General features: G+C 69.5%; 13 protein-coding genes. 3 read left to right on the forward strand and 10 right to left on the reverse strand.

The genetic code is table 11. The features are described 5' to 3' along the window. The 6 genes from mltG to ACFWCK_RS08550 form a co-directional block, all read right to left on the reverse strand. A complete protein-coding gene (mltG, locus tag ACFWCK_RS08525) occupies positions 1-1,374 on the reverse strand; it encodes an endolytic transglycosylase MltG (protein ID WP_378805443.1) in 1,374 nt (457 codons plus the stop codon). A 1-nt stretch (position 1,375) separates the two neighbouring features. Next, on the reverse strand, positions 1,376-1,849 hold the full coding sequence (gene ruvX, locus ACFWCK_RS08530) for a Holliday junction resolvase RuvX (protein WP_378805444.1): 474 nt from the start codon (positions 1,847-1,849) through the stop codon (positions 1,376-1,378). Continuing rightward, positions 1,846-4,506, reverse strand: a complete 2,661-nt coding sequence (gene alaS / locus ACFWCK_RS08535) for an alanine--tRNA ligase (RefSeq protein ID WP_378805445.1) — start codon at positions 4,504-4,506, stop codon at positions 1,846-1,848. Before alaS ends, ruvX begins: the two co-directional genes overlap by 4 nt. 67 nt (positions 4,507-4,573) lie before the next feature. Continuing rightward, positions 4,574-4,765 (reverse strand): hypothetical protein, encoded by a 192-nt coding sequence (locus ACFWCK_RS08540; RefSeq protein WP_233309521.1) that lies wholly within the window; start codon positions 4,763-4,765, stop codon positions 4,574-4,576. Between the two features lie 117 nt (positions 4,766-4,882). Continuing rightward, positions 4,883-5,512, reverse strand: coding sequence for a 30S ribosomal protein S4 (gene rpsD / locus ACFWCK_RS08545; protein ID WP_233309522.1), 630 nt, complete (start codon positions 5,510-5,512; stop codon positions 4,883-4,885). Positions 5,513-5,728: 216 nt separating this feature from the next. Continuing rightward, on the reverse strand, positions 5,729-7,066 hold the full coding sequence (locus ACFWCK_RS08550) for a replication-associated recombination protein A (RefSeq protein ID WP_233309523.1): 1,338 nt from the start codon (positions 7,064-7,066) through the stop codon (positions 5,729-5,731). A gap of 121 nt (positions 7,067-7,187) precedes the next feature. On the opposite strand from ACFWCK_RS08550, the gene ACFWCK_RS08555 reads away from it, so the two are divergent. The 3 genes from ACFWCK_RS08555 to ACFWCK_RS08565 all read left to right on the forward strand — a co-directional run bounded on the left by ACFWCK_RS08555 (position 7,188) and on the right by ACFWCK_RS08565 (position 9,906). Continuing rightward, the gene (locus ACFWCK_RS08555; protein WP_378805446.1) at positions 7,188-7,487 is read left to right on the forward strand and encodes a hypothetical protein; all 300 of its coding nucleotides are present in this window, start codon (positions 7,188-7,190) and stop codon (positions 7,485-7,487) included. Between the two features lie 87 nt (positions 7,488-7,574). After that, on the forward strand, positions 7,575-9,206 hold the full coding sequence (locus ACFWCK_RS08560; RefSeq protein WP_378805447.1) for a DUF349 domain-containing protein: 1,632 nt from the start codon (positions 7,575-7,577) through the stop codon (positions 9,204-9,206). Between the two features lie 88 nt (positions 9,207-9,294). Beyond that, positions 9,295-9,906: a type IV toxin-antitoxin system AbiEi family antitoxin gene (locus tag ACFWCK_RS08565; protein ID WP_378805448.1), complete on the forward strand. Its 612-nt coding sequence runs from the start codon at positions 9,295-9,297 to the stop codon at positions 9,904-9,906. Here ACFWCK_RS08565 and ACFWCK_RS08570 read toward each other — a convergent pair. The 4 genes from ACFWCK_RS08570 to yajC form a co-directional block, all read right to left on the reverse strand. Then, positions 9,893-12,154 carry a RelA/SpoT family protein gene (locus ACFWCK_RS08570; protein WP_378805449.1) on the reverse strand — a complete coding sequence of 754 codons (2,262 nt, stop codon included), beginning with the start codon at positions 12,152-12,154 and terminating at the stop codon, positions 9,893-9,895. The genes ACFWCK_RS08565 and ACFWCK_RS08570 overlap by 14 nt on opposite strands. Before the next feature lie 56 nt (positions 12,155-12,210). Next, on the reverse strand, positions 12,211-13,212 hold the full coding sequence (gene secF / locus ACFWCK_RS08575) for a protein translocase subunit SecF (RefSeq protein ID WP_233310073.1): 1,002 nt from the start codon (positions 13,210-13,212) through the stop codon (positions 12,211-12,213). After that, complete coding sequence (gene secD, locus ACFWCK_RS08580) at positions 13,212-14,939, reverse strand: protein translocase subunit SecD (RefSeq protein WP_233310072.1); 1,728 nt, start codon at positions 14,937-14,939, stop codon at positions 13,212-13,214. Before secD ends, secF begins: the two co-directional genes overlap by 1 nt. 68 nt (positions 14,940-15,007) lie before the next feature. Further along, a complete protein-coding gene (yajC, locus tag ACFWCK_RS08585; RefSeq protein WP_378805450.1) occupies positions 15,008-15,457 on the reverse strand; it encodes a preprotein translocase subunit YajC in 450 nt (149 codons plus the stop codon). Positions 15,458-15,519: the final 62 nt, after the last annotated feature.

Below are 15,519 nucleotides of genomic sequence, written 5' to 3' on the forward strand. Positions count from 1 at the left end.
TCAGCACCCGGAGTCGGGGTTGGCCTTGCACCAGTCCTGCCACTGCTTCACTGCGGCCTCGTGCTCGGCGTACGTCGTCGAGAACACCGTCTCCCCCGTGTCGAGGTTGACTGTCACGAAGTACAGCCAGGGCCCGGCCGCGGGATGCATGGCGGCATCGATCGCCTTGTCCCCGGGATTCGAGATCGGGGTCTTCGGCAGCCCGTCGATCACGTAGGTGTTCCACGGGTTGTCGTCGGTCTGGGCCGCGTCGGAGGTGCTGGCGGATCCGCTGTGCAGTTCGCCGTAGCCGTACTGCGCGGTCGAGTCCATCTGCAGCTTCATGCCCTGATCGAGGCGGTTCTGGATCACCCGGGAGACCTTGTAGAAGTCCGCCTCGGCGCGGGCTTCGCGCTGGATGATCGACGCGATCGTGAGCACGCGCTGCTCATCCGCCGCCGGCACGCCGGCCGCGCTCAGCGAGTCCCTGGTGCGCTGCACGAGCGTCGACACCACGTCCTTCGCGGTCGCCCCGGGCTGGAACTCGTACAGCGCAGGGAACAGCCAGCCCTCGAGCGAGGGGGCGTTCACGCCGTAGTCCGCGGGATTCTTCACGGCGGCCTGGAGGTCTGCGAGCGGCACGTCCACGCTCTGGGCGATGCGCGAGATCGTCTCGGTGACGGAGAGTCCCTCGGGGAGCACCGCGGAGTTCTGCATCTTGTTCTTCGGGTCGTCGAGCGCCTTGAGCGCCGCCGCTGCCGTCATCTTCAGCTGCAGCTTGTAGACGCCGGGGTAGAACGTGGTGACGACGTTGTCCTTGACGAGCATGTCGTAGAAGACGCCGGAGGTCTTCGTGACCCCCGCGTCGTACAGGGCCTGGGAGATCTGCTGGCCGCCGTCGCCCTTCTTGATGGTCACGAGCGCGTTGCCTGTCGCCTGTCCCGCCTCGAAGTCCTTGGCCGGGCCCCAGCCCATGACCTCGCTGATCTTGTCGCCGTAGGTGTTCCACACCCACAGTCCGCCGCCGGCGGCGCCGGCGATCAGCACGAACACGACGAGCAGCGCGATCAGGCAACCGCGGCGCTTCTTGCGCTTCGGGGTCGCGGGCGGCTCGGTCTCGTGACGGAACAGGGCCTCCAGCGTCGCGTGCGACGTGTCGTGGTGCTCCGTGGGCGCGGTCTCGCCGTCGCCCGATGCCGCAGACGGTGCGGGCACCGATCCTGCCGACGGCGCGGGAGCCGCGGCGGCCTCGCGGACCGCACGACGGGATCCGGGAACGGCCGGCTGCTCGGCGGGGCGAGGTGCCTGCACCTGCGGATCCGGCAGCGCGCCGAACAGGTCGTGCGAGACGGGGTCGTTCTCCGGCGTGGCGGCCGATGCTGATCGGTCGGACATGTCAGCGGTTCTCCTCGTCGAGGATCAGCGGGGCACCGGCCGGCTCGCCGGTGTTCTTCTCGATGTCGATCGCGTGCTGCAGCAACACCACGGCCGCGGCCTGATCCACCACGCCGCGGGAGTTGCGCTGAGTGCGCCCGGAGGCGCGCAGCGCCTGGTGCGCGGTGACGGTGCTCAGCCGCTCGTCGATCAGGCGAACGGCGATCCCGCACGCGCGGCCGAGGGCCTCGGCGAACTCACGGGCATCGGCGGTCGACGCGGTGTCCTCGCCGCGGAGGTTGATCGGCAGCCCGACCACGAACTCGAGCGGCTCGTACTCGGCCGCGAGGTCGGCGATCCGTGCCACCGCGGCGTCGCCGCGCGGCACGGTCTCCACGGGCACCGCGAGCAGGCCGTCCGGATCGCACCGGGCCACACCGATCCTGGCGCGGCCTACATCGATGCCGAGCCGGACGCCCCGTCGGAACCCGGTCACGCTCGACGCAGCTCCTGCTCGATCGCGGAGAACGCCGCAGGCAGCGCCGCCGCGTCCGACCCGCCGCCCTGAGCGACGTCGTCGCGGCCGCCGCCGCCACCGCCGAGAACGCCCGCGGCGATCTTGGCGAGGGCACCGGCCTTCGCTCCCGCGCCCCGAGCGGCGTCGTTCGTCGCGATGACCACCATGGGCCGGCCGTTCGCGATCCCCGAGATCGCCGTGACCGCCGCCGCGGAGCCGAACGAGTCCCGCACGCCGGTCGCGATCTCGCGCACCTCGTCCGCACCGGCGACCTCGCCGAGGTCGTGCGCCACGAACTGCAGCGATCCGAGGGAGGTCGCGGTCTGCGCGATCGCCGGCACTCGGCCCGCGCGCTCGGCGGCCTCGAACTGGGCGATCCGCTTCTCGGCGGCCTTGAACTGCGCGGCGAGGTCGGTCACACGTTCGGTGAGCTGGTCGCGCGGCGTCTTGAGCGCAGTGGTGAGCTGGGAGACGAGAGCGCGCTCGGCGGCGAACTCGCGGAATGCGTCCGCGCCGACGAGAGCCTCCACGCGGCGGTTGGACGCGCCGACCGAGGACTCGCCGACGAGGTTGATGAGACCGATCTCCGCGCTCGACGCCACGTGCGTGCCGGCGCACAGCTCGCGCGACCAGGGGCCGCCGATGTCCACCATGCGCACGGTCGACCCGTACTTCTCGCCGAACAGCGCCATGGCGCCCGCGGCCTTGGCGTCGTCGAGGGACATGATCCGCGTGGTGACCTCGAGCCCGTCCTGCACGGCACGGTTCGCGATCTCCTCGATCTCGCTCTTCGTGTCCCCGGACAGCGCCTGCCCCCAGGAGAAGTCGAAGCGCAGGTAACCGGCACGGTTCAGGGATCCGGCCTGGGTCGCGGTCTTGCCGAGCGTGTCGCGCAGGGCGGCGTGCACGAGGTGCGTCGCGGAATGGGCCTGACGGGCGGCACGGCGGTTGGCCGCGTCCACCGTGGTCGTCGCGGGGGCATCGATCGAGACGACGCCGGTGGTCACCTCGACGGTGTGGCTGATCAGGCCGGGAACGGGACGCTGCACGTCCAGCACCTCGAGCGCGTAGCCGGGGCCGGTGATGACGCCCTTGTCGGCGACCTGGCCACCCGACTCGGCGTACAGGGTGGTCTCGGCGAGGACGACCTCGGCCACCTGCCCCTCTGCGGCGCTGCGCACGGGCTGACCGTCGACGAGGATCCCGAGCACGGTCGAGCCGGTCTCGAGCTCGTCGTAGCCGAGGAACGCGGTCTCTCCCTTCGCGCGCAGGTCGCCGTACACCGACACGTCGGCGATCTGGCGCTTGCGGTTGCGCGCGTCGGCCTTGGCGCGGGAGCGCTGCTCCTGCATGAGCGCGTCGAACGCGGCGCGGTCGACGTCGAGCCCCGCCTCCTCGGCGATCTCGAGCGTGAGATCGATCGGGAAGCCGTACGTGTCGTGCAGGAGGAAGGCCTCGGACCCCTTCAGCGTCTCGGATCCGGCCTTCTTCGTGTCGGCGAGGGCGAGGTCGAGGATGGTGGATCCGGCGTCCAGCGTGCGACGGAAGGTCTCCTCCTCCGCATTCGCGGCGGCGGAAAGCTGGACCCAGTCCTGCTCGAGGATCGGGTAGGCGCTCTTCATGGCGTCCTTGGACACCGCGAACAGCTCGGGGAACACCGGCTCGTCGACGCCGAGCAGACGCATCGAGCGGACCGTGCGGCGCATGAGCCGGCGGAGGATGTAGCCACGACCTTCGTTGGACGGGCGTACGCCGTCGGAGAGCAGCATGAGTGCGGAGCGCACGTGGTCGGCGACGACGCGGAAGCGGACATCGTCGGCGTGCTCGGCGCCGTAGCGCCGTCCGGAGAGTTCGACAGCGCGGTCCAGCACCGGGCGCACCTGGTCGGTCTCGTACATGTTCTCGACGCCCTGCTTGAGGAAGGCGACACGTTCGAGGCCCATGCCGGTGTCGATGTTCTTCATGGGCAGCTCGCCCACGATGTCGAACTCGGTCTTGCCGCGGATGTTCTCGATGAAGTCCTGCATGAACACGAGGTTCCAGATCTCCAGGAACCGGTTGTCGTCGGCCGCCGGTCCCCCGTCCTGGCCGTACGCGGGTCCGCGGTCGAAGAAGATCTCGCTGTCGGGACCGCCGGGGCCCGGCTGACCCGTGTTCCAGTAGTTGTCCGCGCGCCCCAGGCGCTGGATGCGCTCCGGCTTCAGCCCGATCACGTCGCGCCAGATCGCCTCGGCCTCGTCGTCCGTCTCGAAGACCGTGACCCAGAGGTCCTTCTCGTCGAAGCCCAGCCCGCCGTCGCTCTCGGAGCCGGTCAGCAGCTCCCAGGCGTAACGGATCGCGCCCTCCTTGAAGTAGTCGCCGAACGACCAGTTGCCGAGCATCTGGAAGAACGTGCCGTGCCGTGCCGTGCGCCCGACTTCTTCGATGTCGTTCGTGCGGATGCACTTCTGCAAGTCGGCGATACGCGGGTGCGGTGCCGGGACCACGCCCGTGAGATACGGGATCATCGGCACCATGCCGGCCACGGTGAACAGCAGCGAGGGGTCGTCGCTGACCAGCGACGCCGAGGGGACGATGAGGTGATCGTTCTTCTCGAAGTAGCTCAGGTAGCGCTGCGCGATCTCCGCGGTCTTCATGCTCGTCGAGGGGTCCTTGCTGTCAGGGCGCGCCGGAGCGCGGGTTCGGGAGGAGGAGGGATCCGCGTCAGTCCGCGGCGCCGTCGTGGGTGAGGCGGGCCTCCTGGGCGTGGAAGGCGTCGGCGAGGATCCCGGTGAACTCATTGATCCGGTCGTCGACGGCCGCCAGCACGTCGTGGCCTCGCGGATCCTTGTTCAGGAAGTGCGCGGCGACGAACCCGCCGATCACGCCGATGAGGAACCACAACAGGGTCTTCATGTCACCACCTCCGGTTCGGGCCCGCTCACAACGGTCTCCATCGTATGCGCAAACGCGAAGGAGGCGCCGGGGATGCCCCCGACGCCTCCTCGGCGTGTTCGCTGAGTTCGCTGTGGATCAGCGAGCCGCGTAGTACTCGACGACCAGCTGCACGTCGCAGGTCACGGGGACCTCGGCGCGCTTCGGACGACGGACCAGACGGGCCTCCAGCTTGTCGAGCTCGACCTCGAGGTAACCCGGAACCGGGGGCAGCACCTCGGCGTGACCGCCGGCGGCCGCCACCTGGAAGGGCTCGAGGCCCTCGCTCTTGGGCTTGACGTGGATGAGCTGACCCGGCTTCACGCGGAAGGACGGGCGGTCGACGAGCTGGCCGTCGACGAGGATGTGACGGTGCACGACGAGCTGACGCGCCTGCGCGGTGGTGCGCGCGAAACCGGCGCGGACCACGAGCGCGTCCAGACGCATCTCGAGCTGCTCGACGAGGTTCTCACCGGTCAGACCGTCCTTGCGACGGGCCTCGTTGAACTGGATGACCAGCTGCTTCTCGCGGATGCCGTACTGCTCGCGAAGACGCTGCTTCTCGCGCAGACGGACGGCGTAGTCGCTGTCCTGCTTGCGCTTGGTGCGACCGTGCTCACCCGGAGCGTAGGGACGCTTCTCGAGGTACTTGGCGGCCTTCGGGGTGAGGGCGATGCCGAGGGCACGGGACAGGCGGACCTTACGGCGGTCCTGGGACTTCGTAACCACGAAGTGTTCCTTTCGATACGCGGCCGTGTCGATCACGGCTCGCGGACGTATCGTCTCGATTCCGCCCCTCACGAGCGCACGCCGGGGCGGACGAGAGGGTGGTGCAGGAGTGGAGAGATGCCCGAAAACACGGTTTCGAGCCGATCCATGCTATCAGATCGGCCCTGAGCGTCCGTCGCCGTGCGCAGGACGGGTCCCGGTGCTTCCCGCCGCGACCTACCCCTCGCCGAGTATTCGCCTGATGCGCTCCAGCCGAGCCTGCACCTCGCGCTCTCCGCCGAGCGCCTTGGGCTGGTAGTAGCGGCGCCCCTGCAGTTCATCAGGGAGGTACTGCTGCGGCACGATCCCGGCGTCGCTGTCATGCGGATAGCGGTAGCCCTTGCCATGCCCCAGGCGCTTGGCGCCGGGATAGTGCGCGTCGCGCAGGTGCACGGGCACCCGCCCGAACCCGCCCGCGCGGATATCCGCGATCGCCGCGTCAATCGCCAGGTACGCCGCGTTCGACTTCGCCGTGGTCGCGAGGTAGACGGTCGCCTCGGCGAGGGGGATCCTCCCCTCCGGCATCCCGATGAAGGCGACGGCATCCGCCGCTGCGACGGCGATCACGAGCGCCTGCGGATCGGCGAGACCGATGTCCTCGGACGCCGAGATGACCAGGCGCCGTGCGATGAAGCGCGGATCCTCCCCGGCCTCGATCATCCGGGCGAGGTAGTGCACAGCGGCGTCGACATCGGATCCGCGGATCGATTTGATGAACGCGCTGATGACGTCGTAGTGCTCGTCGCCCTGGCGGTCGTATCGCAGCAGCGCGCGGTCCACCGCCTGCGCGACGTCGTCATCGGTGACGGCGGGGGTCTCGTCCTCCGTGAGGCGCTCCGGCGAGGCCGCCACGGCCGCCGCGGCCTCGAGCCCGGTGAGCGCTCGCCGGGCGTCGCCCGAGGCGAGCCGGATCAGAGCGGCCCGGGCCGTATCGTCCAGCGTCGCGCGCCCGTTGAGCCCGCGCGGATCCGCCACGGCACGGTCGATCAGGACGCCGATGTCCTCGTCGGTGAGGGGCTTCAGCGTCAACAGCAGCGACCGGGACAGCAACGGCGAGATGACGGAGAACGAGGGGTTCTCCGTGGTCGCCGCGATGAGGATGACCCAGCCGTTCTCCACCCCGGGCAGCAGCGCGTCCTGCTGCGCCTTCGTGAAGCGATGGATCTCGTCAAGGAACAGGATGGTCGATTGACCGTAGAGATCGCGCTGGTTCAGCGCCTCCTGCATGACTTCGCGCACGTCCTTCACACCGGCGGTGATGGCGGACAGCTCCACGAAACGCCGACCCGACGAGCGGGCGATGGCCTGCGCGAGAGTCGTCTTGCCCGTGCCGGGCGGACCCCAGAGGATCATCGAGACGCTCGACGCGGTCTTCGCCGCCGGATCCGCGAGCGAGACGATCGGCGACCCCGGCCTCAACAGGTGCTGCTGCCCGGCGACCTCGTCGAGCGAGATCGGGCGCATCCGCACGGCGAGCGGCGTCTGGCCGCTCATCAGCGGTGCTGCAGGAGTCATGCGGTCAAGGCTAACGGCGTGCACCGACACCGTGACGCGCGGCACCCGGACGCGGATGCCGGCTGCACGCCGGGCGGGGGCGCGCACGATAGGCTCTGTCCTCGACATCCAGGGAGGATCCATGGCCGCTCGCCGCCCGACGAACGCCCGCGACCAGCGCGCCCGTGTGCAGCAGGAGCGCGCGCGGCTGCACACCGCACGGCAGGATCTGCATGCCGCGAGCGTTCGCCGCAGGGTGCGCGACAACACCGTCGCCGTGGTCGCCGGAGCCGTCATCGTGATCGGCGCGATCGTGAGCCAGGTCGTGCATGCGGACGCCACTGCACCTGTCCCTTCGCCCTCGCCGACGGTCAGCCCGACGCTTGCCCCGACCTCGGCTCCCACGCCCCTGCCGACGGCGACGGAGACCCCGGCCGGCTGAGCCGCGCCCCTCTCGCGGCGCCGCCCGGCGTACTAGGCTGGGCCTGTCCTTTCCGCCTCCCGCGGCATGCCGCGCAAGGAGTTCACCGTGTCCACCGAAGAGCACACCCCCGAAAACCCGACCACCGGCGAGCAGGCCGCGCAGTCCGAGCCCGAGAACACCGCGACGCCGATCGCCGAGGCGCCCGAGACCGTCGCCGACGAGGCCGCTGCGGCGGCCGCCGACGCACCCGCCGAGGAGACCGCGCCGGCTGTCGAGCCCGAGGCGCCTGCCGAGCAGGCCGAGGCTCCGACCGAGGCGACCGACGCGCCTGCCGAGCAGACCGAGGCCGCTGCGGCGGCTCCGGCGGCCGAGGAGCGACCGTCGACCCCCGTGCCCGCGCCGCGTCCGCCGGCGATGCCCCGCCCGCCGGCCATGCCGCGCCCGCCGGCGTCGGCCATCCGTCCCGCGACGCCGGCAGCGCCTGCCGTTCCGGCACCGGTGAGCACGAGCGACGCCGCCGAGTGGGGTCGCGTCACCGAGGACGGGACCGTGTCCGTGCGCGAGGGTGACGAGTGGCGCGAGGTCGGGCAGTACCCCGACGGCACACCCGCCGAGGCGCTGGCCTACTTCGTGCGCAAGTTCGAGGATCTCGCGTTCAAGGTGAACACGCTGGAGCAGCGCGTGCAGGCGGGCGGATCCGGCGCGACCGATCTCGCCAAGCAGGCGCAGCACCTGGTCGCCGACGTCACCGACGCCGCCGCGGTCGGCGACCTCGCGAACCTCCGCACCCGCCTCGACGCGTTGACCGGATCGCTCGCCGACGCCTCCGCCGCGGAGGCGGTCGAAGCGAAGGCCGCGGTCGACGCCGCCATCGCCGAGCGCACCGCGCTCGTCGAGCGCTCCGAGGCGATCGCCGCGCAGGATCTCTCCTCCGTGCAGTGGAAGAAGGTCACCGAGGAGATGGGCGCGCTGTTCGACGCGTGGCAGAGCCACCAGCAGAACGGTCCGCGTCTCCCGAAGGGTGCGGCGAATCAGCTCTGGAAGCGGTTCCGCGATGCCCGTGCGACCGTGGATCGTCAGCGCCGGGCCTTCTACGCCGAGCTCGACGAGACCCACAAGACCGCGCGCGACCGCAAGTCGCGCCTGGTCGAGCGCGCGGAGGCCCTGGCGCCCAAGGGCGTCGACGGGATCCCGGCCTACCGCAGCCTCCTCGACGAGTGGAAGGCCGCCGGTCGTGCGGGACGCAAGGCCGACGACGCGCTCTGGGCGCGGTTCAAGGCCGCCGGTGACGCGCTCTACTCGGCGCGCGCCGAGCAGGCCGCGGCGACCGAGGCGGAGTCCGCTCCTCGCATCGAGGCGCGCAATGCCCTGCTCGAAGAGGCCAAGGCCGTTGCCGACGAGGCGAACCTCGGCAAGGCGCGCGCGCTGCTGACCCGCATCCAGCGCCAGTGGGACGAGGTCGGACGGATCTTCCCGCGCGAGAAGGAGCGCGCCCTGGACGACCGCCTGCGCGTCGTCGAGCAGGAGCTGAAGTCGCGCGAGGACGTCGACTGGAAGCGCAACAACCCCGAGACGAAGGCCCGCGCCGGCGCGATGAGCGACCAGCTCCAGCAGGCGATCGCCAAGCTCGAGGCCGAGCGCGATGCCGCGGAGAAGTCCGGGAACGCGAAGGCTCTCAAGGAGGCCACCGAGGCGCTCGAGGCTCGACGGGCCTGGCTGAACGCGCTCGGCGGCTGACCGCACACGCACTCCGGATCGCCGGAGTTGTCCACAGGGCGGGGATCTCCGGATCCCCGCCCTGTGGCGTCTGTCGCACACTGGAGGCATGCGCGACACGTTCCTTCACGTTCCCGGAGCCCGGCTCTCCCTGCCGGAGCTCGCCGCGGCACGTCTGGACGGGGATGTGGTCGAGCTCGGCGAGGGCTATGCGCCGGCGGACCTCGTGGAGACGGCGGCCCTCCGTGCGGCTTCGCTGATCCCCCTCGTCGCAGGAATGCGCGATGCGGCGTTCGCCGGCATGACGGCGGCATGGATCCATGGTGCGAGCGATGCCCCGCCGGATCCGCATGAGCTGCAGAGCGCGACCGGCCACCGGCTGCGCGCGCCGACGACCCGCCGGATCATCGTGCACGATCCGGTGCTGGATCCTTCCGACGTGCAGCACCTCGGCGGCATCGCCGTGACCACGCCCGAGCGCACGCTCATCGATCTGCTGCGCTGGCCCGCGACGGTGCCGGAACGGCATGACTGGGCACGACTGCTGGCGCTCACGGATCCGGCACTCATCCCGCGCGCCGCCGCCCGGCTGGCACAGCTGCACCACGGTCCCGGCTATCACCGCGTCGCGCGGTTCCTCGCCGGCCACGGTGCGGACGGGCGTCCCGCTGAGGACGGGGACGCGCCTCGCGACGCGGCGTCCGCCGTCAGGAGGAGGTGACGCGATAGACGTCGTAGACGGCGTCGATCCGTCGCACCGCGTTGAGCACCCGGTCCAGATGAACGGTGTCGCCCATCTCGAACACGAAGCGGCTGAGCGCCAGACGGTCGTTGGTGGTCTGCACGGTCGCGGAGAGGATGTTGACGTGGTGCTCGCTGAGGACCCGGGTGACGTCGGACAGCAGACCCGAACGGTCCAGCGCCTCCACCTGGATCTGCACGAGGAACACGCTGCGGGTGGTGGGCGCCCACTCGACGTCCACCATCCGATCCTTCTCGACCGAGAGCGCCTTGACGTTCACGCAGTCCGAGCGATGCACCGACACGCCGCTCCCCCGCGTGACGAACCCCACGATCTCGTCGCCCGGCACCGGTGTGCAGCACTTCGCGAGCTTCACCAGGATGTCGGCCGCACCGCGCACCAGCACTCCGGAGTCGCCCTCGCGCGGAGCCCGGCTGCGACCGTGTGCAGGGATGTCGATCGCGCCCGTCGACGTGTCCTCGGTGGTGGAGATGAGCGCGGTGACCTTCTCCAGCACGGACTGCGTGGAGACGTGCCCCTCACCGACCGCCGCGTACAGCGCCGAGACGTCCTCGTAGCGCAGCTGGTGCGCGACCTCGGTGAACGACTCCTGGCTCATCAGCCGCTGCAGCGGCAGGTTCTGTCGGCGCATCGCGCGCGCGATGGCCTCCTTGCCCTGCTCGATGGCCTCCTCGCGGCGCTCCTTCGTGAACCAGCCGCGGATCTTGTTGCGCGCGCGGGTGCTCTTCACGAACGTCAGCCAGTCCTGGCTGGGCCCGGCGTCGGGGTTCTTCGACGTGAACACCTCGACCACATCGCCGCTGTTCAGCGCGGTCTCCAGCGGCACGAGGCGGCCGTTGACCTTGGCGCCCATCGTGCGGTGACCGATCTCCGTGTGCACCGCGTAGGCGAAGTCCACCGGCGTCGCACCGGAGGGCAGTCCGATCACGCGCCCCTTCGGCGTGAAGACGTAGACCTCCTTCGCACCGATCTCGAAGCGCAGCGAGTCCAGGAACTCGCTGGGGTCGGCGGTCTCGGCCTGCCAGTCGGAGATGTGCGCGAGCCAGGTCATGTCGGCGTCGGCGGTGGACCCCTTGCCCCCGCCGTTCATCCGCTCCTTGTACATCCAGTGCGCAGCGACGCCGAACTCGGCCTGCTGGTGCATCTCGTGCGTGCGGATCTGGATCTCGACGGTGCGGCCGCCGGGGCCGATCACCGTGGTGTGCAGCGACTGGTACAGGTTGAACTTCGGGGTGGCGATGTAGTCCTTGAACCGGCCGGGCAACGGCGTCCACCGCGCGTGGATCGCGCCCAGCACCGCGTAGCAGTCGCGCACCGTGCCGACGAGCACGCGGATGCCGATGAGGTCGTAGATGTCGTCGAACTCGCGACCGCGCACCACCATCTTCTGGTAGACGGAGTAGAGCTGCTTCGGCCGGCCGGCGACCTTGCCGCGCACACGCAGGTCGCGCAGGTCGCTCTCGACCGCGTCGACCACCTCGTGGATGTACTTCTCGCGCTGCGGCGTGCGCTGCTTGATGAGACTGTCGATCTCGGCGTAGATCTTCGGATGCAGGACCGCGAAGGACAGATCCTCGAGCTCCGACTTGATCGCCTGGATTCCGAGCCGGTGCGCGAGGGGCGCATAGATCTCGAGCGTCTCGGTGGCCTTCTTCGCCGCCTTCTCCGGTGGCACGAAGCCCCAGGTGCGGGCGTTGTGCAGGCGATCCGCGAGCTTGATGATGAGTACCCGGATGTCCTTCGACATCGCGACGATCATCTTGCGGACCGTCTCGGCCTGCGCACTGTCGCCGTACTTGACCTTGTCGAGCTTGGTGACGCCGTCGACGAGCATCGCGACCTCGTCGCCGAACGTCGCGGTCAGTTCGGTGAGTGCGTAACCCGTGTCCTCGACGGTGTCGTGCAGCAGCGCGGCCGCGATGGCGCGCGGTCCGAGCCCGAGATCGGCGAGGATCTGCGCCACGGCCAGCGGGTGCGTGATGTACGGCTCGCCGCTCTGGCGCTTCTGCCCCTGGTGCTTCTCCGCGGCGACTGCGTAGGCGCGCTCGATGATCGCGAGATCGCCACGCGGATGGTTCTGCCGCACCGTGCGGATGAGGTTGTCGAGGTCGTTGATCCGGGGCGCGCGCGAGAAGATCCGGGGTACGAGTCGTCGCAGACTCGATCCCTGCGCCGGCGCCCCGGGCGTCGTGCCGACCTCGCTCATCGGACCTCCAGGCAGATCATCCTACAAGTGCCCGGGACGGCCGGACGCATCGAGGCTCAGACCTCCACCGCGGTGACCGTCGCGCGTTCCCGGGCCGCGAGCACGCGCTTGTCGTGCTCGCGAATAGCCGGCTCGTTCTCGCGGAACAGGGAGTACAGCGGCGCCGCGACGAACAGCGTCGAGTACGCGGCGACGATGATCCCGACGAAGATCGAAAGCGAGATGTCGGTCAGGGTCTGCGCGCCCAGCCAGAACGCGCCGATGAACAGGATCGCGCCGACCGGCAGCGCCGCGATGACGGCGGTGTTGATCGATCGGATGAGCGTCTGGTTCACCGCGAGGTTCACCGCCTCGCCGAACGTCCGGGAGGACTTGGCGCCCTCCTCGGTCGTGTTCTCACGGATCTTGTCGAACACGACCGTGGTGTCGTACAGCGAGTACGCGAGGATCGTGAGGAAGCCGATCACGGCCGCCGGGGAGATCTCGAATCCTGCCAGCGCGTACACGCCGACCGTGATGACCAGCACGTCGAGCAGGCCGAGGATGGACGCCGCCGACATCTTCCAGGTGCGGAAGTAGATCGCGAGGATCAGGAATGTCAGCGCGAGGAAGATCGCCAGACCCCAGAGCGACTGCCGGGTCACGCCCTCGCCCCAGCTCGGGCCGATGAACGACGTGTTCACCTTGTCCACCGGGACGTCGTATGCCTTCGCGAGGGCGGCCGCCACGTCGTGGCTCTCCTGCTCGTTCTTGAGCTGGGCCGTCTGCACCCGGATGTCGCGGTTGTTGACGGTGGTCACCTTCGTGGTGACGTTCGGCAGCACCGAGCGCACCGCGGTCGTCGCGATGTCCTGGTTGCGGTTGGCCGGAGCCTCCACCGTGAACTGGGATCCACCGGTGAACTCGATCGAGAACTGCACCGGGCGGAAGAGCGGCACCAGGGCCGAGCCCACCACGAGCAGGATCGCGATGATGAACCAGAGTCGCCGCCTCCCGACGAACGGGAAGGAGGTCTTGCCGGAGTAGAGGTCGTTGCCGAACTCGTTCATGGAGCGCATCAGTCGTTCTCCCCGTTCCTGCTCGCGCCCTGGTCCGCGGCGGCGAGGGCCTCCGCGCGCTTTCGTTCGGCGATGGTCTGACGCCGCTCGGCCTCACCCCGGGAGCGGCCGGCACGGGCCGCCTTGCCCTGGGACGCGGGGGCCACGGCACGGTACTCGGTCCGTCCGCGGTAGACGGCGCCGAGGGCCTCGGGATCCATGCCCGACAGCGGATGACCATTGCCGAAGAAGCGCGTGCGGGCGAGGATCTGCATCACCGGGTGCGTAAACACCACGAAGATCAGCACGTCGATGATGGTGGTCAGACCCAGGGTGAACGCGAAGCCCTTCACCGTCGCGTCCGCGAGGATGTAGAGCACCACGGCGGCGAGGATGTTGATCGACTTGGAGATGTAGATCGTGCGCTTGGCGCGGCTCCAGCCGTCCTCGACCGCGCCGGTGATGGACTTGCCGTCGCGCAGTTCGTCTCTTATTCGTTCGAAATAGACGATGAACGAGTCGGCCGTGAATCCGATCGACACGATCAGACCGGCCACGCCCGCCAGGGAAAGTCGGAAGCCCATCCGCCAGCCCAGGATGCAGATCAGCACGTAGGTGATGACGGCCATCACGCCGATCGATGCGATGATCACGAATCCGAGCGCGCGGTAGCTGAGCAGCGAGTAGATGGCGACGAGCCCGAGGCCGATGAGGCCGGCGATGAGGCCGATCTGGAGCTGCTGGGATCCGAGTGTCGCCGAGATGGTGTCGGAGCTCTGCACGGTGAAGCTCAGCGGCAGGGCGCCGAACTTGAGCTGGTCGGCGAGGCTCTTGGCCGTCTCCTGCGTGAACGAGCCGCTGATCGAGGGACGACCGTCGAGGATGACGCCGTTCATGCTCGGTGCGGAGATGACGGATCCGTCCAGCACGAAGGCGAACTGGTTGCGCGGCGTCTGGTTCTGCTGCGTGAACGCGTAGAGGCGCTGGCTGACCTTGCCGAACGCGTCGGTGCCCTTGCCGTCGAAGGTCAGGTTGACCTCCCACTGTGCGGTCTGCTGGTTCAGGCCGGCGACGGCGTCCTTGATCGACGTGCCGTCGAGCGCCACCGGGCCGAGCAGATACTTGGCCTGGCCGCTGCTGTCGCAGGCGATGAGCGGTTCGTCGGCAGGCAGCGCGGCAGTGTCGCGCTTGGTCTTGCAGTCGTACGCGAGGAACTCGGCCTGCAGCTTCGGCGTCACCCAGGACATGTCGCTGCCATCGGTGGGCGAGGGCGAGGGGGTGGAAGCGAGATCCGGTGCGGGGGTCGGGTACGGCGTCGACTTGCCGTCATCGCCCACGAACGACGTCGAGGGCGCCGTCGCGGCGAGTACCGGGCGCAGCTCCATCTTGGCGCTCGCCTGGATGCGGTTGCGGGTCGCCTCGTCCGCCTTGCCGGCGATCTGGACGACGATGTTGCGGCCGCCCTCCGTGGTGATGTCGGATTCCCCGACGCCCGACGCGTCCACGCGCTGCCGGATGATCTGCGCCGCCTGATCGAGCTGTTCGGCGTTGGGATCCTTGCCGTCCGCCGTCTGCGCGCTGAGGATGATCTGCGTGCCGCCCTGCAGGTCCAGGGCCAGCTGGGGCGACCAGGAGCTCTTGCCGAAGCCGTAGACGCCGAGGGCGTTCAGGCCGAAGAGCACGCCGATGGCGATGAGCAGGCCGAGCAGGACCCGCCAGGCGTGCTTGACGGGAGAAGACGATGCCACGAAGGTTCTTCGCTTTCTGAGGGGGACGGTCTGTCCGGAGGGAGGTCCTGCGCTGCGCGCGGACCGCGTCAGTTCTTGTCGTCGGCCTCGCGCTCCAGGCGGGCGCGGGTCTCCTCGGCCGACTCGATGCGGATGTCCTTGGCGCGCTCGTCGAGCGGCGTCTGCTCATCCAGCGGGGTCTGCTCATCGAGAGGCGTGTGGGCCTCTTCCGCGACCGGAGCGGCCTGCTCCTCGTCCACGACCCGCAGGATCGCCTGCGAGTGCACCTCGATGACCACGCCGGGCGCGATCTCCACCTTGGCGGGGCGGTCCAGGTTCTCCGGGTCGAACTCGACAATCGTGCCGTAGAGGCCGCCCTGCAGCAGCACCTTGGCTCCGGGAACAGTCTGCGTGGCCTTCTTCTCCTGCTCCTCCTTCATGCGCTTGTTGCGGCGGCGGGTGCTGAACACCATGAAGACGAGCAGGATGGCCAGGACGAAGAAGAGGCCGTACTGCGAGAAGAACGTCGCGAGATTCATGCGAGGAGGAGCCTTTCGGGGCGCGCGCCAACAGTGGGGCGCGGAAGGGAGGGGATGGTGAA

The organism is Microbacterium sp. NPDC060117, from assembly GCF_042729315.1.
Classification (GTDB): Bacteria; Actinomycetota; Actinomycetes; order Actinomycetales; family Microbacteriaceae; genus Microbacterium.

Bases quoted from the DNA above. Each gene is read 5' to 3' on its own strand.
- yajC (WP_378805450.1), bottom strand. From the start codon at position 15,457: ATGAATCTCGCGACGTTCTTCTCGCAGTACGGCCTCTTCTTCGTCCTG.
- ACFWCK_RS08565 (WP_378805448.1), top strand. From the start codon at position 9,295: ATGCGCGACACGTTCCTTCACGTTCCCGGAGCCCGGCTCTCCCTGCCG.
- ACFWCK_RS08550 (WP_233309523.1), bottom strand. From the start codon at position 7,066: ATGACTCCTGCAGCACCGCTGATGAGCGGCCAGACGCCGCTCGCCGTG.
- ACFWCK_RS08570 (WP_378805449.1), bottom strand. From the start codon at position 12,154: ATGAGCGAGGTCGGCACGACGCCCGGGGCGCCGGCGCAGGGATCGAGT.
- secF (WP_233310073.1), bottom strand. From the start codon at position 13,212: ATGCGCTCCATGAACGAGTTCGGCAACGACCTCTACTCCGGCAAGACC.
- ACFWCK_RS08555 (WP_378805446.1), top strand. From the start codon at position 7,188: ATGGCCGCTCGCCGCCCGACGAACGCCCGCGACCAGCGCGCCCGTGTG.
- ACFWCK_RS08540 (WP_233309521.1), bottom strand. From the start codon at position 4,765: ATGAAGACCCTGTTGTGGTTCCTCATCGGCGTGATCGGCGGGTTCGTC.
- mltG (WP_378805443.1), bottom strand. From the start codon at position 1,374: ATGTCCGACCGATCAGCATCGGCCGCCACGCCGGAGAACGACCCCGTC.
- alaS (WP_378805445.1), bottom strand. From the start codon at position 4,506: ATGAAGACCGCGGAGATCGCGCAGCGCTACCTGAGCTACTTCGAGAAG.